Origin of the sequence: Acidovorax sp. MR-S7 (assembly GCF_000400995.2) — a bacterium.
Taxonomy (GTDB): domain Bacteria; phylum Pseudomonadota; class Gammaproteobacteria; order Burkholderiales; family Burkholderiaceae_C; genus MR-S7.
The window spans coordinates 288747-309347 of the sequence record NZ_DF238999.1 but is presented as its reverse complement, the minus strand read 5'-3'; the positions used below and the strand labels follow the sequence as shown (position 1 = coordinate 309347).

Here is a 20601-nt window from a genome sequence, read left to right as displayed (position 1 = left end):
ATATAAACAGTTTATACCGTTTTCAACCGGCGCGCCATCACGCCAGCTCGGCCACGAACTCCCAGGGCGTCTTCTGCCAGGCCTGCGCCTCCTCGCGCAGCAGGTGGGCCGACTGCGGATAGGCGGCAGCCCAGCCCTGGCGCGAGCGCACGGTGCAGCGGTTGCCGTCCAGCCGCAGGGCCAGCCCTTCCACGTCGGGCGCGCGGCGCGCGTGACACAGGGCGATGGCGGTGCGCAGGCACATGAGTTGCAGCGCGAACACCGCGTCGCCCAGGTCGGCCTCCAGCTTGCGCACCTTGCCGCGGTGGCCCAGCACCAGCAGGCTCAGGCGGTGCAGCTCGGGCAGGGCGAAGCCGGCGGCGTCGGTGTGGTCGAGGATGTAGGCGCCGTGGCGGTGGTAGTCGCTGTGCGAGATGCGGCAGCCGATCTCGTGCAGCCGGGCCGCCCATTCGAGCTTGCGCGCGGCGCGCTCGCTGCCGGCGGGCGCGGCCTGGACGAAGAGGCTGCAGGCCAGCTGCGCCACGCATTCGGCATGCGCCTCGTCCACCGCGAAGCGCAGCATGAGCGCGCGCACGGTGGCCGTGCGCAGGTCGGTGCCGGGCTGCTCTCGGTCCAGCAGGTCGTAGAGCGCGCCCTGGCGCAGCGCGCCCTGGGCCACCGTCATCTGGTCGATGCGCAGCAGGCCGAAGATCGCGCGCACGATGCTCACGCCGCCGCCGATCACCGCGCGGCGGTCCTCCTTGAGGCCTTCCATGCGCACGCGGTCGGCATGGCGTGCGCGCAGGAGCTGGTCGAGCAACCAGTCCAGCCCGTCACGCGTGATGCGCCCTTCCTCCCAGCCGGCCGCGGCGAGCACGGAACCGACGGCGCCCACCGTGCCCGACGAGCCATAGGCCACGTCCCACAGGTCGCTGCGGTAGGCCTGGGCGGCCTCGTCCAGCACCGCCTGGGCGGCGATCTCGGCGGCCTGGAAGGCCTCGCGCGTGAACGCGCCGTCGGCGAAATAGCGAGCCGACCAGGCCACGCTGCCCACGCGGTAGGAGGCCACGGCGCTGGGCGTGAACTGCTGGCCCAGGATCAGCTCGGTCGAGCGGCCGCCGATGTCCACCACCAGCCGGCGCTCGTCCGACTGCGGCAGCAGGCGTGCGACGCCCTGGTAGATGAGCCGCGCCTCCTCGGGGCCGGAGACCACGTCGATGGGAAAGCCCAGGATCTCGCTGCCGCGGCGGATGAAGTCCTCGCGGTTGCGGGCCTCGCGCAGCGTCTGCGTGGCGACGGCGCGCACGTGGCCGCGTTCGAAGCCCGACAGGCGCTCCGCGAAGCGGGCCAGGCAGTCCCAGCCGCGCTGCATGGCGGCGGGGGTGAGGTTGCGGTCTTCGTCCAGTCCGCCGCCCTGGCGGACGGTTTCCTTGAGGTATTCGACGCGGAGGATGTGCCCGTGGTCGAGGCGGCCGATTTCGAGGCGAAAGCTGTTGGACCCGAGGTCCACGGCCGCCAGCAGTGTTCCGTCTTGCATGGGTAGGCTGGTTGATTGCGGCGCAGCATAACGCAAGAAAAAGACGGTGCCGCGCACGCCGGCAGGCAAAAAAAAGCCCAGTCAGGCGACTGGGCTATGAAAGGATCCCTGAAACGGTGTTTCGAGAGGATCCAAGGAGACAACCGGAGTGCCTTGCGGGAACGCCGCAAGGCAGTTGATCAAATTATAGGGGTAAACCCTCGCGAATCAAGGTCCGCGGGGTTAACGCGATCAGCGCTTGCGGGGAGCGGCGGCAACGGCCGTCTTGGCGGCGTTGGCAGCGCTGCTGGCCACGGCGTTGAAGTTGGCTTCGGCCACATCGCTGGCTTGCTTGACGGCCTTCTGCACCGACTCCAGGGCGTTGTTGGCGGCGGAAACGGCGCTCTTGAACACGGCCACGGTGGTTTCGGAACCGGCGGGTGCGTTCTTGGCGGCGGTGTCCACCAGGTTGCCGAAGGTGCGCTGGGCTTCAGCGGCCTGGGCTTCGAAGGCCTTGCCGAACTCGGCGCCGGTGCCGGAGGCGATTTCGTACAGGTGGCGGCTGTAGGCCAGGGTCTTCTCGGCCAGGGGCTGGAACAGGTTGGCTTGCAGCGACAGCAGCTCTTGTGCGTCCTTGGCGGACAGCACGGCCTGGGTGTGGGAAGACACTTCCGACAGGGCGGCGCGGGAGGCGGTCACGTTCAGCTCGACGAGCTTTTCGACGCCTTCGAAGGCCTTGTTCGTCAGGCCGAACAGGGTTTCGAGGTTGGCTTTGTGGGCGGCCAGAACTTGTTCAGGGGTCAGCGACATGTCAGATCTCCAGATGGAAGGCCCTCGCGGGCGGGTTGAGACTTCTGCCCTGACTGACCTCTTGAGTCATGTTGCAGTGCAGCATGGAGCGAATTTTAGGGAAGCGGCCCGCAGATGCAAGCTCTTTTTGTTGCATTGCAGCATTTTTAGGGGCGACACCCCAATATGGCCCCTATGCCTGCTGGCGCAAGGCGGGCGGCCGCGCATGTCCGGCGCTGGCAGAATCCAGGGCCCATGAATGCGCCCCTCGCTCCTTCGCCCGCCGCGCCGCGCCCCATGGCGCAGCCGCGCGACGCCTACCGCGTCTTCCGCGCCATCGGCACCCGCTGGATGGACAACGACGTGTACGGCCACGTGAACAACGTCGTCTACTACAGCTGGTTCGACACGGCCGTGAACGCCTACCTGATCGAGCAGGGGGCGCTGGACATCCACCAGGGCGAGACGATCGGCCTGGTCATCGAGACCCAGTGCAACTATTTCGCGCCGCTGGCCTTCCCGCAGACCATCGAGGCGGGCCTGCGCGTGGCGCGGCTGGGCGAGAGCAGCGTGCGCTACGAGGTCGGCCTGTTCGCGCAGGGCGCGCCGATGAGCGCCGCCTGCGGCCATTTCATCCATGTCTACGTGGGGCGCGACGACCGCCGCCCGCGCCCGCTGCCGCCCCGGCTGCGCGAGGTGCTCGAAGGGTTGCGCATGCCCGCCTGAACGGGGGTTATGCGTTGGTGACAGAATCGGGGCAGAGAGACAAATCCCCTACAGCACCGCGGCCGCCGGCACGCGCGTATCCATGATCATCACCAGCCTGCTCGACACCGACCTGTACAAATTCACCATGATGCAGGTGGTGCTGCACCAGTTCCCCGGCGCCCAGGTCGAATACCGCTTCAAATGCCGCAACCCGGGCGTGCAGCTCGCGCCCTACGTGAGCGAGATCCGCGACGAGATCCGTGCGCTGTGCAGCCTGCAGTTCCAGGACGCCGAGCTGGCCTACCTGCGCTCCCTGCGCTTCATCAAGAGCGACTTCGTCGATTTCCTGGGGCTGTTCCGCCTCAACGAGAAGTACATCCGCGTGAGCGCGCTGCCCTCGGGTGAGATCGACATCACCATCACCGGGCCCTGGCTGCACACCATCCTGTTCGAGATTCCGGTGCTGGCCATCGTCAACGAGGTCTATTTCCGCAACACCCAGAAAGTGCCGGCCTTTCCCGAGGGCCGCCAGCGGCTGGACGCCAAGATCGCGCAGCTTCACGAGCACGGCCTGGAAGACCTCAAGATCGCCGACTACGGCACCCGCCGGCGTTTTTCCCGCGCCTGGCACGAGGAGGTGCTGCGCGTGTTGTGCGCGCGCCTGGGCGTGCACGAGCAGCGCAGCGGCGCGCCGGGGCAGTTCGCGGGCACGAGCAACGTGCTCTACGCGATGAAGCTGGGCCTGACGCCGCTGGGCACCATGGCGCACGAGTACCTGCAGGCCTGCCAGTCGCTGGGCCCGCGCCTGCGCGACAGCCAGGTCTTCGGCTTCGAGATGTGGGCCAAGGAATACCGCGGCGACTTGGGGATCGCGCTGTCGGACGTATACGGCATGAGCGCCTTCCTGCGCGATTTCGACCTGTACTTCTGCAAGCTGTTCGACGGCGCGCGCCACGACAGCGGCGACCCCTTCGCCTGGGGCGAGCGTCTGCTGGAGCACTACCGCAACAACCGCGTCGACCCGCTGACCAAGACGCTGATCTTCAGCGACGCGCTCACCGTGCCGCGCATCGTGGAGCTGCACCGCCAGTTCCACGGCCGCTGCCAGCTCGCCTTCGGCATCGGCACCAACCTGACCAACGACCTGGGCTACGAGCCGCTGCAGATCGTCGTCAAGATGACGCGCTGCAACGGCCAACCCGTGGCCAAGCTCTCCGACGCCCCTGGCAAGAACATGTGCGACGACGAGAAATACCTGGCCTACCTGCGCCAGGTGTTCGACATTCCCACACCCGCCTGAGGCTATTGTTTTCATAGCTACCCGCGCTTGCTGTGCGGGCGCTGCAAGCTTTTTTTCGAAGAATATGAAGACACTCCGTACCCCGCTGCTCGCACTGGCCGGCATGGCGCCCGCCCTGGCCCTGGCCGCCGACATCGACGGCAGCCAGCTCTCCGTACTGTGGGGCGTGCCCTTCGCCGGCATCCTGCTGTCCATCGCGCTGATGCCGCTGCTGGCGCCGGTGTTCTGGCACCACCATTTCGGCAAGGTGGCGGCGGCCTGGGCGCTGGCCTTCCTGCTGCCGTTCGCCGCTGTGTTCGGGCCGGGCGCGGCCGGCGCGGGCCTGGCGCATGCGCTGGTGGCCGAATACATCCCCTTCGTGATCCTGCTCACGGCGCTGTTCACCGTGGCGGGCGGCATCTACATCCGCGGCAACCTGCACGGCAGCCCTTTGCTGAACACCGGCATCCTCGCCATCGGCGCGGTGCTGGCGAGCTTCATGGGCACGACGGGTGCTTCGATGCTGCTCATCCGCCCGCTGATCCGCGCCAACGACAACCGCAAGCACGTGGCGCACGTGGTGGTGTTCTTCATCTTCATCGTCTCCAATGCCGGCGGCTCGCTCACTCCGCTGGGCGATCCGCCGCTGTTCCTGGGCTTCCTCAAGGGCGTGGATTTCTTCTGGACGGCGCGCTACATCCTGCCCGACACGCTGTTCCTGGTCGGCGTGCTGCTGGCGCTGTTCTTCGTGCTCGACACCTGGTTCTACCGGCAGGCGGGGGAGGTGGGCCGCAGCGATCCCACGCCCGACACGGCGCCCCAGGCCCTGGGCTTCGATGGCAAGGTGAATTTCGCGCTGCTGCTGGCCGTGGTGGCGCTGGTGCTGATGAGCGGCCTGTGGAAGTCGCCCGTGGAATGGTCCATCGCCGGCACGCCCGTGGGCCTGCCCGGCCTGGTGCGCGACGTGGGCTTGATCGCGGTTACATTGGCTTCGCTCGCCCTCACGCCGCGCCAGGTGCACGAGGACAACCAGTTCAACTGGGGGCCCATGCAGGAAGTGGCCAAGCTGTTCGCGGGCATCTTCCTGACCATCATCCCCGTGATCGCCATGCTCAAGGCAGGCGTGAACGGCCCCTTCGGCGCAATCGTCTCTGCGGTCACGCATGCCGACGGCTCGCCCGATCCGGCCATGTATTTCTGGGCCACCGGCGCGCTGTCGTCCTTTCTGGACAACGCGCCCACCTACCTGGTGTTCTTCAACACCGCCGGGGGCGACCCGGCCACGCTCATGACCACGCACGCGGCCACGCTGGCGGCGATCTCGGCCGGCGCCGTGTTCATGGGCGCCAACACCTACATCGGCAACGCGCCCAACCTCATGGTCAAGGCCATCGCCGAAGACCGCGGCGTGAAGATGCCCAGCTTCTTCGGCTACATGCTGTGGTCGGGCGCTGTGCTGGTGCCGCTGTTCGTCGCCATGACCTTCCTCTTTTTCTAACATCGCAAACACGCTCTAACCAGGAGACCTCCATGTCCAAGCCCCGCATCCTCGTCACGCGCAACGTGTTCCCCGAAGTGATCGACCGCCTGGCGCAGCACTTCGAGCTGGAGACCAACCCGCAGGACGACCTGTGGTCGCAGGAGGAACTGGCCCGGCGCCTGGCCGACAAGGACGGCGCCTTCACCACCGGCAGCCACCGCATCGACCAGGCCGTGCTGGCCGCCGCTCCGCTTCTCAAGATCGTCGCCAACATGGCCGTGGGCTACAACAACTTCGACGTGGAGGCCATGACCGCCGCCGGCGTGCAGGGCACCAACACGCCCGACGTGCTGACCGAGACCACGGCCGACTTCGGCTTCGCGCTGCTCATGGCCACGGCTCGCCGCATGACCGAGAGCGAGCACTACCTGCGTGCCGGCCAGTGGACGCGCTGGAGCTACGACATGTTCGCGGGCGGCGAGGTGCACGGCAGCACGCTGGGCATCCTGGGCATGGGCCGCATCGGCCAGGGCATCGCCAGGCGCGGCGCGCACGGCTTCGGCATGAACGTGATCTACCACAACCGTTCGCGCCTCTCGCCCGAGCTGGAGCAGGAGTGCAAGGCGCGCTACGTGGGCAAGGACGAGCTGCTCGCGCAGGCCGACCACCTCGTGCTGGTGCTGCCTTACTCGGCCGCGTCGCACCACGCCATCGGCGCGGCCGAGATCGCGCGCATGAAGCCCACGGCCACGCTCATCAACATCGCGCGCGGCGGCATCGTCGACGACGCGGCGCTGGCTGCGGCGCTCAAGGACAAGCGCATCGCCGCAGCGGGCCTGGACGTGTTCGAGGGCGAGCCCAGCGTGTACCCCGGCCTGCTGGAGGTGCCCAACGTGGTGCTCACGCCCCACATCGCCAGCGCCACCGTGCCCACGCGCCTGGCCATGGCCAACCTCGCGGCCGACAACCTGATCGCCTTCTTCGAGAAGGGCGCGCCGCTCACGCCCGTGAACACGCCGGCCAAGGTTTGAGTGAAATACGCCTCCAGCGCTTGTGCAGAAAGCGCTGGCAGCTACTGAAAAGATAGTGACCGAATGACCCTGGAGATCTACGCCGCGCTGGCCCTGCTGGTGCTGATCGCGGTGCTGCTCATCGTGCTGCTGCTGCGCCGCCCGCGCGTGGAGCTGCCGCCCGAGTGGCCGCAACGCCTGCAGGCGCTGGAAGCGGCAGTGCAGGCCACGCAGCTGGCCGTGGCCAAGAACGACGGTGCGCTCGACGGCATGGGCCAGCAGCTGCGCGGCTTCACCCAGGCCACGCAGGCCACGCTGGACGAACGTCTGGCGCAGTCCGCGCAGGAGTCGCGCACCAGCCGGGGCGAGCTGCAGGCGGCGTTCTCGGCCCTGCAGGCGCGGCTGGAGCAGCACCTGGCGCAGGCGCGCGTGGACGCGGCCGAGGCGCGGCGCGAGCAGTCCGAGCTGCTGGCGGCCTTCCGCGCCGACCTCACGCAGACGGCGCAGGCGCTCACCGCCGACAGCCTGAAGTCGCGCGACGCCATGGCCGACAGCACGCAGCTCTTCGGCCAGCGCATCCAGGAGCGCTTCGAGGCCCTCACCGCCGCCACGCGCGGCACGCTCGATTCGCTCAAGGGCGACCTGCACGGCCAGCTCGCCGCCATGTCGGCCGCGCTCAAGGACCAGCTCGACGCCAACACCCGCCAGCTCACCGGCCTCGTCGCCAGCCAGCAGCAGGACGCGCAGGCGCTGCGCGGCGCGCTCAACGAGCGCCTGGCCGCCATCCAGCAGGACAACGCCGCCAAGCTGGAGGAGATGCGCCGCACGGTCGATGAAAAGCTCCACGCCACGCTGGAGCAGCGCCTGGGCGAATCCTTCAAGCTCGTCAGCGACCGGCTGGAGCAGGTGCACAAGGGCCTGGGCGAGATGCAGACCCTGGCCGGCAGCGTGGGCGACCTCAAGCGCGTGATGACCAACGTGAAGACGCGCGGCACCTGGGGCGAGATGCAGCTGGGCGCCATCATCGACAACGTGCTCACGCCCGAGCAGTTCGCGCGCAACGTCAAGACCCAGCCCGGCAGCGACGAGCTGGTGGAGTTCGCCATCCGCCTGCCGGGCAAGAGCGACGAGCAGCCCGTGTGGCTGCCCATCGACTCCAAGTACCCCGTGGAGCACTACCAGCGCCTGCTGGACGCGCAGGAGGCGGCCGACAAGGGCGCCATGCAGGCGGCCGGCAATGCGTTCGAGGCCTCGATCAAGTTCGAGGCGAAGAAGATCTTCGCCAAGTACGTGGCCCCGCCGTACACCACCGACTTCGCCGTGCTCTACCTGCCCACCGAGGGCCTGTTCGCCGAGGTCATGCGCCGCCCCGGCCTGGTGGAGGCCGTGCAGAACGACTGCCGCGTGATGATCACCGGGCCGGCCAATCTCGCGGCCATGCTCAGCAGCCTGCAGATGGGCTTCAAGACGCTGGCGATCGAGAAGCGCTCCTCCGAGGTCTGGAGCGTGCTGGGCCAGGTGAAGACCGAGTTCGCCAAGTTCGGCGACGTGGTGGAGGCCACGCGCAAGTCCATCGACGCGGCGGCCAAGAAGTTCGAGCAGGTGGACGTGCGCACGCGCGCCATCCAGCGCCGCCTGCGCGGCGTGCAGGAGCTGCCGGCGCCGCAGGAGCAGGAGCCGCCGCCGCCCCAGTCCGGCCTGCTGTTGGAAGACGAAGGCGATTGACGTGGGCTGGACGCTCGCCCGCCTGATCGCGGCCCAGGTCTGCATCCACGCCACCATGGCCGGAATGCGCATGGCCGCGCCGCTGCTGGCGCTGCGCGAGGGCTACAGCGCGGCGGCCGTGGGCGTGCTGCTGGCGCTGTTCGCGCTCACCCAGGTGTTCCTGGCGCTGCCGGCGGGGCGCTATGCCGACCGGCACGGCCTCAAGCGCCCGGTGCGCCACGCGGTGGTGGCGGCCTGCGTGGGCGCGGGCGCGGCGCTGGTGTGGCCCACCTTCGCGGTGCTGTGCGCGGCGGCGCTGCTCACGGGCGGCGCCACGGGCGTGGCCACCATCGCGCTGCAGCGCCACGTGGGCCGCGCCGCGCACGACGCCACGCAGCTGCGCCAGGTGTTCAGCTGGCTGGCCATCGGGCCGGCGGTGTCCAACTTCCTCGGGCCGTTCTGCGCCGGCATGCTCATCGACCATGGAGGCGCGTTGTGGGGCATGCCCGCGGGCAGCGACGCGGGCTACCGCGCCGCGTTCCTCTTCATGGCCGTGCTGCCGCTGGCCACCTGGTTCTGGGTGCGCGCCGTGCAGGACATGCCCAGCGTGATCGCCGCCGGCGGCCCGCGCCCGCGCGCGTGGGATTTGCTGGCCGAGCCGGGCTTTCGCCGCCTGCTCATCGTCAACTGGCTGCTGTCCTCGTGCTGGGACGTGCACACCTTCGTCGTGCCGCTGCTCGGGCACGAGCGCGGGCTGCCCGCCTCGGTGATCGGCACCATCCTGGGCGCGTTCGCCGTGGCCGCCGCGGTGATCCGCGTGCTGATCCCGCTGGTGGCCGAGCGCCTGCGCGAGTCCACCGTGGTGGCCTGGGCCATGGTGGCGGCGGCGCTGCTGTTCGCCGTCTACCCGCTCATGCCCACGGCGCTGCTGCTGGGCGCGTGCTCGGTGCTGCTGGGCTTCGCGCTGGGCTCGGTGCAGCCCATGGTCATGAGCATGCTGCACCAGCTCACGCCGCCGCAGCGCCACGGCGAGGCGCTGGGCCTGCGGCTGATGACCATCAACGCCTCCAGCGTCGCCATGCCCATGCTGTTCGGCACGGCCGGCGTGCTGATCGGGGTGAGCGGCCTGTTCTGGATCGTTGGCGCCGCCGTGGGAGCGGGCTCACGGGTCGCGCGGCGGCTGCAGGATGCGCCGCCCCTTGCGCATCACAGCTCGTAGAAGGTGCGGATCAGCGACCAGGCTTCTGCCGGGTTGTCGGTGTAGTGGAAGAGCTTAAGGTTCTCGGGCGAGACCGTGCCTTCCTCCACCAGCGCCTCGAAGTTGATGAGGCGCTTCCAGAAGGCCGTGCCGAAGAGCACGATGGGCACCGGCTTGGCCTTGCCCGTCTGCACCAGGGTGAGCACTTCGAACAGCTCGTCCAGCGTGCCGAAGCCGCCGGGGAACACCACCAGGGCCTTGGCGCGCATCATGAAGTGCATCTTGCGCAGCGCGAAGTAGTGGAACTTGTAGCACAGCGATGGCGAGATGTAGCGGTTGCCGCTCTGCTCGTGCGGCAGCGTGATGTTCAGGCCCACGTTCAGCGCACCGGCCTCGTGCGCGCCGCGGTTGGCCGCTTCCATGATGCCGGGGCCGCCGCCGGTGCAGATGTACATGCGCTCAGGCAGAGGGCGGCTCTCGCTGTACTCGGCCACCAGGCGCGCGAACGTGCAGGCCTGCGCGTAGTAGTGCGCGTTCTTCACGGCGCGCTCTGCGCGCGCGATGCGCTCGGCGTCGCCGCTGGCCTGCGCGTCGGCCAGCTGCTGCCGGGCGTCCTCGGGTGCCACGAAGCGCGCGCTGCCGTACACCACGACGGTGTTCTCGATGCCCTGCGCCGTCTGGCCCAGGTCGGGCTTGAGCAGCTCCAGCTGGAAGCGGATGCCGCGCGTCTCGCGGCGCAGCATGAATTCGGGGTCGGCGAAGGCCAGGCGGTAGGCGTCGGCGTGCAGCGGGTTGCCGGCGACGGCGAAGTTGTGCAGCTCGGCCCAGGCGTCGGCCAGGCGGCTTTCTCGGAGGTTGGTATTGGCGTCCATGGGGAGAATTCTAGTGAAATTGGCCGCTAGCGCTTATGGAGCAAGCGCAGGCAGCTACGCAATTGATAGCTTCTTCAGGCGCGGCGCGCGAAGGTGGCAAAGCAGTAGGGCAGGCCGCCCGCGCCCACGTGGCGGCTGCGCGCCGTCTCCACCCATTCGGGGCCGAGCACCGGGGCGTGGGCGTCGCCCTCGTAGTCGCGGCCGATCTCGGTGACCTCCACGCGCGCGGCCAGCGGCAGGGCCTGCGCGTAGATCTGCGCGCCGCCCATGATCCAGGCGGTGGCTGCGCCGGACTGCTCCGCCAGCGAGAGCGCGTCATGCAGGCTGGCTGCGCGCTGCGCTCCGTCCGCATGCCAATCGGCCTGGCGCGTGACGACGATGTTCGTGCGTCCCGGCAGCGGCCGCAAGCGCGCGGGCAGCGAGTCCCAGGTCTTGCGCCCCATGATGACCGGGTGGCCCTGGGTGAGCGCCTTGAAGTGCGCCAGGTCTTCCGGCAGGTGCCAGGGCATGGTGCCGTTGGCGCCGATCACGCCGTTGGCGGCGCGGGCGTAGATGAGGGCGAGTTCCATCGGTGGCCTAGGTTGCGTCGGGGATGACGGCCAGCAGGTCCGTGACCCCGACATCCACCCCGGCCTGGAACAGCAGCGTGCTCGCCTGGCCGCGGTGGTGGGTCTGGTGGTTGAAGAAGTGCTGCACCAGCGCGCCCAGGGGCTTGGAGTGCGCCTGGCCCGCCATGTTGCGGTAGGTGAGCGGTGCGGCGAGCTGCTCCGGCGTGAGGGCATGGGCCCACCGGACGATGACCTCGTCCAGCGCCGCGCGGTAGGCCTGCAGGCCGTCCAGGGCCGGGGCCATCTCCTGCCGCAGCGAGGTGGGCGCGGGAAAGCGCGCCAGCGCCTCGCGTAGCGCTCCGGCCTCGGGATGCTGGGCGAAGCGGTGCAGCCAGATCGTGTCCCCGGCCGCGATGTGGTTCAGGGTGTGGAAGACCGAGCCGAAGAAGGCGCCCCGGTCGCGCATGGCCTCCCGCGGCGGCAGCGTGCGCGCGGCGTCGTACATCCGCTGGTTCATCCAGCGGTTGTAGCGGGCCATCAGCACGGCGGTCCCGGGCGTCATGGCGTGTGCGGCTACACGGCCACCGGCGCCTTGATCGCCGGATGGTGTTCGTATTCCAGCACCTCGAAGTCTTCGTAGGCGTAGTCGAAGATGCTGGGCGGACGGCGCTTGATGTGCAGCGTGGGATAGGGGTAGGGCGCGCGCGCGAGCTGCGTGCGCACCTGGTCGAAGTGGTTGCTGTAGATGTGGCAGTCGCCGCCGGTCCAGATGAAGTCGCCCACCTCCAGGTCGCACTGCTGCGCGAGCATGTGGGTGAGCAGGGCATAGCTGGCGATGTTGAAGGGCACGCCCAGGAAGATGTCGGCGCTGCGCTGGTAGAGCTGGCAGGAGAGCCGCCCCTCGGCCACGTAGAACTGGAAGAACGCGTGGCAGGGCATGAGGGCCATCTGGTCCAGCGCCGCCACGTTCCACGCACTCACGATGATGCGGCGGCTGTCGGGGTTGGCCTTGAGCTGCTCGACCACCCGCGCAATCTGGTCGATGTGCCCGCCCTCGGGGGTCGGCCAGCTGCGCCACTGCACGCCGTAGACGGGGCCCAGGTCGCCGTCGGGCCCGGCCCATTCGTCCCAGATGGTCACGCCGCGCTCCTGCAGCCAGCGCGCGTTGCCGCTGCCCTGCAGGAACCACAGCAGTTCCAGGATGATGGACTTCAGGTGCACCTTCTTCGTGGTGACCAGCGGGAAGCCCTCGCGCAGGTCGAAGCGCATCTGGTGGCCGAACACGCTGCGCGTGCCGGTGCCGGTGCGGTCGCCCTTCGGGCAGCCGTGCTCGTACACGTGGCGCATGAAGTCTTCGTACTGGGTGCGGATGGGGCGTTGCGTCATGTCGTGCATCGAAAATGGCTCCGGCGCTTGCAGAGAAAGCGCTGGCAGCTATGGTTATGGGAGCATGCAGCCCGGGTTCATGAGGCCCTGCGGGTCCAGCGCGCGCTTGATGGCGCGCATCATCGACAGCGCCACAGGCGACTTGTACTGCGCCAGCTTGTCGGCCTTGAGCGTGCCCACGCCGTGCTCGGCCGAGAACGATCCGCCGAACTGCGCCACGGCGTCGTACACCAGTTCGTTGACGCGCGCTTCCTGGGTGTCCAGGAAGGCCCGCGCGTCGCCGTCCTCGGGCGCCTGTACGTTGTAGTGCAGATTGCCGTCGCCCAGGTGGCCGAAGTTGACCAGGCGCACGCCGGGGATCTCGCGCTGCAGGAGCGCGTCGGTGTGCTCCACGAAGGCGGGGATGCGCGACGCGGCCACGGAGATGTCGTGCTTGATATTCAGCCCCTCCTCGGCCTGGGCCAGGGGGATGTTCTCGCGGATGTGCCACAGCTCGTGGGCCTGCGACAGGCTCTCGGCCACCACGGCGTCGAGCACGCAGCCGTCCTCGAAGGCCAGCTCCAGCAGCGTCTCGAAGCGCTGGCGCGCGTGCTCTTCGGACTCGCTGTCGCTGTTTTCCAGCAGCACGTAGTAGGGCGGCGCGCCCTCGAGGCCGGCGAAGGGCACGCGCAGCTGCGGCATGTGCTTGGTGACCAGCGACAGCGCGAATTGCCCCATCACCTCGAAGCCCGTGAGGCCCGCGCCCAGGTACCGGTGCGCCAGGCCCAGCAGGCGCACGGCCGCCTCCATGGACGGCACGGCGGCCCAGGCCGTGAGCTGCGCCGCTGGCTGGGGAAAGAGCTTCATGGTGGCGGCGGTGATGATGCCCAGCGTGCCTTCGCTGCCGATGAACAGGTCACGCAGGTCGTAGCCCGTGTTGTCCTTACGCAGGCCCGACAGCCCCTCCCACACCTCGCCCTGCGGCGTGACCACCTCCAGGCCCAGGCACAGCTCGCGCGTGTTGCCGTAGCGCACCACCTGCGTGCCGCCGGCGTTGGTGCCCAGGTTGCCGCCGATGGTGCAACTGCCCTCGGCTGCGAGCGAGAGGGGGAACAGCAGGCCCTCCTTCTCGGCCGTCTCCTGCAGGCTCTGCAGGATGCAGCCGGCCTCCACCGTCATGGTGAGGTTGTCGCGGTCGATGGTGCGTACGCGGTTCAGGCGCGTGGTGGACAGCACCACCTGCGTGCCTGTCTCATCAGGCGTGCTGCCGACCGACAGGCCGGTGTTGCCGCCCTGCGGCACGATCGAGGCCCCGGCCAGCGCGCAGGCGCGCACCACGGCGGCCACTTCGGCCGTGGAGCCGGGGCGCACCACGGCCAGGGCCTTGCCCATGACGCGCTTGCGCCAGTCCTGTTCCCAGGCGGTGAGGTCGCCCTCGCTCAATACGTGGGCAGCGCCGACGATGGAGCGTAGTTGTTCGACGAGGGTGTGTTGCATGTGTATTTAGGCCGGTGCGAGAAATTCATCTAACAGTTTATAGACAGTGGCGGGCGCATCCTGCATGGGGTTGTGGCCCACGCCGGCAAGCACCTTCAGCCGTGCTCCGGGAATGCGCCTGGCCAGTGCCGCTGCAGCCTCCAGGGGGCATTCAGGGTCGGCATCACCGTGGATGATGAGCAATGGGCCGGATAGAGGCGGGAGATCCTCAAGAAAGTCATAGGGTTTGGCGCCCAGCCACGCCGCCGCCACGGCGAAGGGCGATGCCGTGTCCTGCATGCCCTTGGCCTGGGCCCGGGCGATGGCTTCCTGTTCGGCCTCGGCCAGCGATGGCCCGCGGAACCAGCCGGCCGTCCCTGCGGACGAAGGCGAGCCGGAAACCAGCACCCAGCGCCGCACGCACTGTGCGGCCGGCCTGCGGGTGAAGGCCAGTGCGACAGAGACACCCATGCTCCAGGCCACAATGTCCAGCGGCTGGGCTGCGGCGAGTACGACGGCTTCCAGGTCGTCGGCTAGGCGCTCAAGTTGATAGTCTTCGGGGCGAACTGGCGCGCCCGACAAGCCGCGGCCGCGCAGGTCTGGTCGCAGCACCGTATGGCGTGCGGCCAGGTGTGCTGCCGCACCGGCCCAGACCTGCCCAGTGCGCTGAATGCCATGCAGCAGCAGTACGGCAGGGCCGCTGCCTTCTTGTCGGTAGCCGATGGCGGTGCCATCGCGTGAAGTGACGCAGGGGTGATCAATGACGGCCATGTGCTCAATCCAGTCGGATGCCGGCCTGGCGGATCAACGCGCCCCACTTGGCTGATTCGGCTCTGATGTGCGAGCCAAACGCCTCGGGCGTTCCGCCCGCCGCATCGGCCCCCAACTCGCGGTAGCGCTGGCGCACCTCGGGTTGAGCCAGCAGCGCGCTGCTTTCGCTATTCAGTCGCCGGATGGCCTGCGCAGGTGTGCCGCGCGGAGCCATCAGGCCCACCCAGGCGGTCACGTCGAAGTCCGCCATGCCCGCATCGGCGAAGGTGGGCAGGCCGGGCAGCAGCGGGTCGCGCTGCGGCGAGGCCAGCGCGATGGCGCGCAGCCGCCCGTCTTTCAGATAGGGCAGCGCGCCGGTCACGTGATAGAACATGAATTGCAGATTGCCTGCCAGCAGGTCGGTGATGGCCTCCGGGCCGCCACGGTAGGGCACGTGGGTGGCGGTGATGCCTGCGCGGTGCTTGAGCATTTCACCGGCCAGATGCGGGGACGTGCCGTTCCCCGACGAGCCGAAATTCAGGCGGCCTGCGTTCGTTTGGGCATAGGCGATCAACTCGGGCAGCGTTCTGACGGGCAGGCTGGGGTTGACCAGCAACAGGTTGGGCACACGGGCCACTTCCACCACGGGTACGAACTGCCGCTCCACGTCGTAGGGAATGCGGGCATACAGATGTTCGTTGATTGCCAGCACGCCAATCGTGCCCATCAGCAGCGTGTGGCCGTCGGCTGGGGCGCTGGCGACGGCTTGGGCGCCGATGCCGCCGCCCGCACCGGTGCGGTTCTCCACCACCACGGGGTTCTTGATGCGCTCGGCCAGGCGTTGGGCCAACTCGCGTGCCAGCACGTCGGTGCTGCTACCGGCGCCGGTGGGCACGATGATGCGGATCGGTTTGCCGCCAGGGTAGCCGGCGGCGGGAGCATGCACGCCGCACAGGGCACAGGCCAGGGCCAGGACGATTCGGAAGATGGGCATGGATCTTTTCCTTGTTGGACATGGAAGGCGTGCAGCGTAGGCGATGGCTAGAATTTGAACAATTTCAATAATTCGGATAGTTATGCCAGTTTTTCCGAATAGTCTCAGTCTTCGCCAGCTCCGTGCCTTCGATGCCGTGGCGCACTGCGGAGCGTTCGCGGCAGCGGCGCAGCAGTTGCACATCACGCAGTCGGCTCTGTCGGAGTCGATTCGGATGCTGGAAGAAGCCGTAGGCGTGCGCCTGTTCGACCGAACCACCCGCACCGTGGGCTTGACCGACGCGGGGGTCTCCTTTCTGCAGGACGTGCGCATGGCTCTGGAAGTGCTGGAGCGGGGCGTGCGCCGCATGGATGACCTGGGCGCGCTACGCGGCGGGCTGGTGCGCATTGCCGCCGCGCCATCGGTGCTTGCGGGCGTGGTGCTGCCTTGCCTGCCGGCGCTGCGGCGGCGCCACCCTGGCATTCAGGTGGAACTGCACGAGGATGGTGCGCAGGGCATTGCCGATCGTGTGCGCAAGGGGCTGGTGGACTTTGGCGTGGGAGCGTGGCGTGCGGCGTCTGGCGACGGGCTGGAAGGTGAGCCGCTCCTGAGCGACTGCATGGGCCTGCTGGCCCGCCCTGGCGATGCCCTGCTGGCCGAGCCGCATTTGTGCGCCAGTCAACTTGCCGAGCGCGCCTTCGTCGGTTTGACCGTGGATACCGCCATCAGCCAACTGCTGGAACATGCCGACGGCATGCCCGCCAGCGTGGTGCGGCCCGCGCTGCGCGTGTCCAACACCTTGCTGCTGTGTGAAGCGATCCGGCTGGGGCTGGGTATTTCCATCGTGCCCGCGCTGACGGCGCGCCACCCGTTGCTGCGCGATCTGCGTTTCTCGCCCCTGGCCCAGCCGCGCATCGTGCGCCGCATTATGGTGATGCAGCGGGCGCGTCGCTCACTGTCGCCCGCAGCCGGTCTGGTGCTGGAAGCGCTGCGGCGCAAGGCCCGCGGCGTTGGGCGCTACCCGGGCATCACTCTGGAGAGCGCCGGGGAGTGACACGGCTTGCCCGCAGGCGCAGGCGCACGTGCAGCGCGCAGGCGGTGAACAGCAGCAGGCACAGCGCGATCTCGGCGGCGGCCAGCCAGCGGCCGGGCGCGGGGTCGCTCCAGGCGCGCACCACGCCCTCGGTGAAGTACAGCCATACCATCAGGCTCACCCAGCGGTAGGTGTACATGCGCCGCTTGAGCAGGCCCGCCAGGGGCACGGCCAGGGGCAGCGCCTTCAGCGCCAGCCACGAGCCGCCGGGACGCAGGGGCGCGAGCCATAGCTCCCAGGCCACGCACAGCACGATCAGGCCCAGCAGGCTGCCCACGGCCAGCCAGCGCGTGGCCGCCACGTCGGGCGCGGGGGAGGGAGTTTGCGGTTGCATGGGGCTGGCATCATATCGGCCATGCCTTTGTCCCTACTGCCCGCCGCGCGCCGCCTCGAAGTGTGGCTGGTGGAGTTGTCGCATTTCCCCTGGCGCACCACCGCGCAGACGCTGCGCGAGCGCTACCGCGAGGACCGCCTGGGCCTGACGGCCAGCAGCCTCACCTTCACCACGCTGCTGGCGCTGGTGCCCTTCGTGACCGTGGCGCTGGCCGTGTTCACTGCGTTCCCCATCTTCGGGCAGATGCAGAGGGTGTTGCAGCGCTGGCTGGTCGACAGCCTGGTGCCCGACAGCATCTCGCGCCCCGTGCTGGGCTACCTGACGCAGTTCGCCGCCAAGGCCAGCGGGCTGGGCGTGGCCGGCTTTTCCATCCTGATGGTGACGGCGCTGGCGCTGATCCTGACCATCGACCGCACGCTCAACACCATCTGGCGCGTGCGCTGCCTGCGCCCGCTGGGCCAGCGCGTGCTGATCTACTGGGCCACGCTCACGCTCGGGCCGCTGATTCTGGGGGCGAGCCTGGCGCTGACCACGTCGGTGGCAGGGGCGGTGTCGCGCGGCCTGGGCGAGACGCTGCCCGGCGGCGCGCGCTTCCTGTTCGACACGATCGAGTTCACCGTGCTGGCCGCGGGCATGGCAGCGCTCTACCGCTACGTGCCCAACACGCAGGTGCAATGGCGCCACGCCTGGGCGGGCGGGCTGTTCGTCTCGGTGGGCATGGAGCTGGCCAAGAAGCTGCTCGCGCTGTACCTGGCCTCGGTGCCCACCTATTCGGTGCTCTACGGCACCTTCGCCACGTTGCCCATCCTGTTGCTGTGGGTCTACGTGGCCTGGGTGATCGTGCTGCTGGGCGCGGTGGTGGCCGCCTACCTGCCCAGCCTGCTGGCCGGTGTGGCGCGGCCTGCGGGCGGGCAGGGCTGGACCTTCCTGCTGGCCGTGGAGGCGCTGCAGCAACTGCACGCGGCGCGCGGCGTGCCGGCCCACGGCCTCACCGCGGTGCAGCTCGCGCAGCGGCTGCGCGTGGACGTGCTGCAGCTCGAGCCCGTGCTGGACGCCTTCACCGGCCTGGGCTGGGTGGTGCAGGTCAACGAGACGGCCGCCGGCGCACCCGGCTCGGCCGACGCGCGCTACGTGCTGCTGGCCGACCCCGCCACCACGCACATGGAGCCGCTGGTGCAGCGCCTGCTGGTGGAGCGCGCCGAGGCGCTGGAGCGCTTCTGGGGCAACACGGGCATGGAAGTGCTCAAGCTCGCCGACGTGCTGCAGCGTGGCGAGGCGCAACCACTGCCGCCTCCTTCGCTCTTGAAAAGATAGCTGCTTGCGCTTTCTGAATAAGCGCTAGAGGCCGATTTCATTCAAGTCCTGCGCGGCCGCCGCGCCGTGCAGCACCGCCCCCTCCAGCGTCGCGGGGTAGGGCCCGGCCACGTAGTCGCCGCAGGCCTGCAGGCCTGGCGCGATGCGGCGCGGCGGGCGCTGCAGGCCGGGCGTGCAGGCGAAGGTGGCGCGCTTTTCCACCACCGTCTGCACCACCCGCAGGCCGTGCAGGCCCAGGTCTTCGGCCGCCTGGGCAAGCACCTGCGGTTCCAGCGCGCCGCGCTCGCCCTCGAAGGCGCTGACCACGAAGGCCAGCACGCCGGCCGGGCCGCCGAGATGCGCGCGGTCGAACACGAACTGCGCCGGCCGCCCCGAACGGCTGCGCAGCGCGAGCATGGGATGCGGCAGCAGCGGGTCCTGCGCGCCTATGTGCTCGGCATACACGGTGGCGATGGCGCCAAAGCGCAGCGCCGCGGCGGTGGCGGCCCATGCGTGCGCCGCGGGCAGGCCGGTGCCGGCCGCGAGGCGCGCGGCCTCGGCGCTGCCGGTGGCGAGGATCACCGCGTCGAACGGTTCGCCGTCCACGCGCCAGCCGCCGTTGTGTGCAACGGCCTGCACGCGCCGGCCCAGGTGCACCGCGTGGCCGCGCGCCTGCAGCCAGCGCGCGGCGGGCTCGGGCAGCAGCGCGCCCAGGTCGGCGCGCGGCAGCAGCAAATTGGAGCCGCCGCGCCCGCTGAACAGGCTGTCCTGCAGCACGCGCAGAAAAGTCTGGCCGCAGGCTTCGTGCGCGGGCGTGTTCAGCGCCGATACGCACAGCGGCGCGATGAACTCGTGAACCAGCCGGTCTGGCAGGCCTGCGCACAGATCGGCCACGCTGGCGGCTGGTGCGCAGCGGAATCCCGCCAGCCGCCAGCGTGCCGCGCGCGCGAGCAGCGCCAGGCGCTCGCCCACGCTCCAGCCGCGCGCGGTGGCGATGCCGGCCAGCGCGTCCCACGGCGGCGGCGCATCGGGCAGGGCCAGCCCGGTGCCGTCGGGGAACATGAGCGCCAGCGGCAGGCGCAGCAGCGCGGCATCGGGGTCGGCGCCCACCTCGCGCATCAGCCGCAGGCATTCGGCGTAGGCGCCGATGAGGATGTGCTGGCCGTTGTCCAGGGTGGCGGAGCGGCCGTCGGCCAGCTGTGCCGGCACGGCGCGCGCGCGCCCGCCCGGCGTGCGGCTGGCCTCGAACACGGTCACGCCGTGGCCCGCCTGCGCCGCGCGCACGGCGGCGGCCATGCCGCCCCAGCCCGCGCCGATGATGGCGGTCTTCACAGGATGCCCAGGGCCTGCACCTTCCACGCCAGCCAGAACTTGCGCAGCGGCGTGAGGCTGGTGCGCTGGTGCAGCACCTGGAAGCCGTCGGCCTCGATCTCGCGCAGCAGCGTGCGGTAGATGCTGGCCATCATCAGGCCGGGTTTCTGCGCGCGGCGGTCGGCTTTGGGCAAGGTTTGCAGCAGGGCGATGGCCTCGTCGTAGAGGCGGTGCGCGCGTTCGGCCTGAAAGCGCATGAGCGCGGTGAAGCGCTCGGAATACTCGCGCTTGGTGATCTCGTGCGCGCGCACGTCGAACTGCTGCAGCTCGCTGATGGGCAGGTAGATGCGCCCGCGCATCGCGTCCTCGCCCACGTCGCGGATGATGTTGGTGAGCTGGAACGCGAGGCCCAGCTTGTGCGCGTATTCGGTGGTGCGTGCGTCGGTCTGGCCGAAGATGCGCGCGGCCACCTCGCCCACCACGCCGGCCACCAGGTGGCAGTAGCGCGCCAGGCCCGCGAAGTCGAGGTAGCGCGTCTGCTCCAGGTCCATGCGGCAGCCCTCGATCACCGCCTGCAGGTGCTGCGCCTCGATGCCATGGAGCGCGGCGTGCGGCATCAGCGCCTGCATCACCGGGTGCGTGGGCTGGCCCGCGAAGGCCTGGGCCACCTCGCCCTGCCACCAGGCGAGCTTGGTGGCGGCCACGCCCGGGTCGCTGACCTCGTCGACCACGTCGTCCACTTCGCGGCAGAACGCATAGAAAGCCGTGATGGCCGCGCGCCGCTCGCGCGGCAGGAACAGGAAGGCGTAATAGAAGCTGCTGCCGGAGGCGGCGGCTTTTTGCTGGACGTACTGCTCGGGGGTCATGTGGGGCGTGATTGTCCCATGGCGCGCAGGCGGCTCGGGCCCGCGCAGGTTATGCAT

General features: G+C 69.4%; 20 protein-coding genes. 8 read left to right on the top strand and 12 right to left on the bottom strand.

The features are described from left to right. Positions 1-37: 37 nt before the first annotated feature. Together AVS7_RS22495 and AVS7_RS22490 are read right to left on the bottom strand one after the other, a co-directional pair. Positions 38-1516: a Ppx/GppA phosphatase family protein gene (locus tag AVS7_RS22495; protein ID WP_020231014.1), complete on the bottom strand. Its 1479-nt coding sequence runs from the start codon at positions 1514-1516 to the stop codon at positions 38-40. Positions 1517-1747: 231 nt separating this feature from the next. After that, positions 1748-2305 (bottom strand): phasin family protein, encoded by a 558-nt coding sequence (locus AVS7_RS22490; RefSeq protein WP_020231013.1) that lies wholly within the window; start codon positions 2303-2305, stop codon positions 1748-1750. A 234-nt stretch (positions 2306-2539) separates the two neighbouring features. Between AVS7_RS22490 and AVS7_RS22485 the strand changes: the two genes are divergently transcribed. The 6 genes from AVS7_RS22485 to AVS7_RS22460 all read left to right on the top strand — a co-directional run bounded on the left by AVS7_RS22485 (position 2540) and on the right by AVS7_RS22460 (position 9684). After that, a complete protein-coding gene (locus AVS7_RS22485) occupies positions 2540-3010 on the top strand; it encodes a thioesterase family protein (protein WP_020231012.1) in 471 nt (156 codons plus the stop codon). A gap of 82 nt (positions 3011-3092) precedes the next feature. Then, positions 3093-4292 (top strand): nicotinate phosphoribosyltransferase, encoded by a 1200-nt coding sequence (gene pncB / locus AVS7_RS22480; RefSeq protein WP_020231011.1) that lies wholly within the window; start codon positions 3093-3095, stop codon positions 4290-4292. A 64-nt stretch (positions 4293-4356) separates the two neighbouring features. Then, positions 4357-5769, top strand: a complete 1413-nt coding sequence (locus AVS7_RS22475) for a sodium:proton antiporter (protein WP_020231010.1) — start codon at positions 4357-4359, stop codon at positions 5767-5769. Between the two features lie 32 nt (positions 5770-5801). Then, positions 5802-6782 (top strand): D-glycerate dehydrogenase, encoded by a 981-nt coding sequence (locus AVS7_RS22470; RefSeq protein WP_020231009.1) that lies wholly within the window; start codon positions 5802-5804, stop codon positions 6780-6782. 63 nt (positions 6783-6845) lie between these two features. Continuing rightward, entirely contained in the window at positions 6846-8486 is a 1641-nt protein-coding gene (rmuC, locus tag AVS7_RS22465) for a DNA recombination protein RmuC (RefSeq protein WP_020231008.1), read from the top strand. 1 nt (position 8487) lies between these two features. Beyond that, positions 8488-9684, top strand: a complete 1197-nt coding sequence (locus AVS7_RS22460) for an MFS transporter (protein ID WP_020231007.1) — start codon at positions 8488-8490, stop codon at positions 9682-9684. On the opposite strand, the gene AVS7_RS22455 is transcribed toward AVS7_RS22460, so the two are convergent. From AVS7_RS22455 to AVS7_RS22425, 7 genes are all read right to left on the bottom strand, one after another. Beyond that, the gene (locus AVS7_RS22455; RefSeq protein ID WP_020231006.1) at positions 9672-10535 is read right to left on the bottom strand and encodes a TIGR00730 family Rossman fold protein; all 864 of its coding nucleotides are present in this window, start codon (positions 10533-10535) and stop codon (positions 9672-9674) included. The two genes, AVS7_RS22460 and AVS7_RS22455, sit on opposite strands and share 13 nt — an antisense overlap. A gap of 74 nt (positions 10536-10609) precedes the next feature. Further along, on the bottom strand, positions 10610-11104 hold the full coding sequence (locus AVS7_RS22450) for a dihydrofolate reductase (protein WP_020231005.1): 495 nt from the start codon (positions 11102-11104) through the stop codon (positions 10610-10612). Between the two features lie 7 nt (positions 11105-11111). After that, a complete protein-coding gene (locus AVS7_RS22445) occupies positions 11112-11645 on the bottom strand; it encodes a DinB family protein (RefSeq protein ID WP_020231004.1) in 534 nt (177 codons plus the stop codon). Positions 11646-11656: 11 nt separating this feature from the next. After that, positions 11657-12469 (bottom strand): thymidylate synthase, encoded by an 813-nt coding sequence (locus tag AVS7_RS22440; RefSeq protein ID WP_034692022.1) that lies wholly within the window; start codon positions 12467-12469, stop codon positions 11657-11659. A gap of 54 nt (positions 12470-12523) precedes the next feature. Further along, positions 12524-13945 (bottom strand): FAD-binding oxidoreductase, encoded by a 1422-nt coding sequence (locus AVS7_RS22435; RefSeq protein WP_024002117.1) that lies wholly within the window; start codon positions 13943-13945, stop codon positions 12524-12526. A gap of 6 nt (positions 13946-13951) precedes the next feature. Further along, on the bottom strand, positions 13952-14695 hold the full coding sequence (locus tag AVS7_RS22430; RefSeq protein WP_020231001.1) for an alpha/beta fold hydrolase: 744 nt from the start codon (positions 14693-14695) through the stop codon (positions 13952-13954). A 4-nt stretch (positions 14696-14699) separates the two neighbouring features. Beyond that, the gene (locus tag AVS7_RS22425) at positions 14700-15668 is read right to left on the bottom strand and encodes a tripartite tricarboxylate transporter substrate binding protein (protein ID WP_020231000.1); all 969 of its coding nucleotides are present in this window, start codon (positions 15666-15668) and stop codon (positions 14700-14702) included. Positions 15669-15750: 82 nt separating this feature from the next. On the opposite strand from AVS7_RS22425, the gene AVS7_RS22420 reads away from it, so the two are divergent. Beyond that, positions 15751-16701, top strand: a complete 951-nt coding sequence (locus tag AVS7_RS22420; protein WP_024002116.1) for a LysR family transcriptional regulator — start codon at positions 15751-15753, stop codon at positions 16699-16701. Here AVS7_RS22420 and AVS7_RS22415 read toward each other — a convergent pair. Further along, positions 16676-17074 (bottom strand): DUF2069 domain-containing protein, encoded by a 399-nt coding sequence (locus AVS7_RS22415; protein WP_020230998.1) that lies wholly within the window; start codon positions 17072-17074, stop codon positions 16676-16678. The two genes, AVS7_RS22420 and AVS7_RS22415, sit on opposite strands and share 26 nt — an antisense overlap. A 21-nt stretch (positions 17075-17095) precedes the next feature. On the opposite strand from AVS7_RS22415, the gene AVS7_RS22410 reads away from it, so the two are divergent. Beyond that, the gene (locus tag AVS7_RS22410) at positions 17096-18388 is read left to right on the top strand and encodes a YihY family inner membrane protein (protein WP_020230997.1); all 1293 of its coding nucleotides are present in this window, start codon (positions 17096-17098) and stop codon (positions 18386-18388) included. Positions 18389-18412: 24 nt separating this feature from the next. Here the strand turns inward: AVS7_RS22410 and hpnE are convergent, their stop codons facing one another. Further along, positions 18413-19699, bottom strand: coding sequence for a hydroxysqualene dehydroxylase HpnE (gene hpnE, locus AVS7_RS22405; RefSeq protein ID WP_020230996.1), 1287 nt, complete (start codon positions 19697-19699; stop codon positions 18413-18415). Next, the gene (gene hpnD, locus AVS7_RS22400) at positions 19696-20544 is read right to left on the bottom strand and encodes a presqualene diphosphate synthase HpnD (protein WP_020230995.1); all 849 of its coding nucleotides are present in this window, start codon (positions 20542-20544) and stop codon (positions 19696-19698) included. The genes hpnE and hpnD overlap by 4 nt, the downstream gene beginning before the upstream one ends. Positions 20545-20601: the final 57 nt, after the last annotated feature.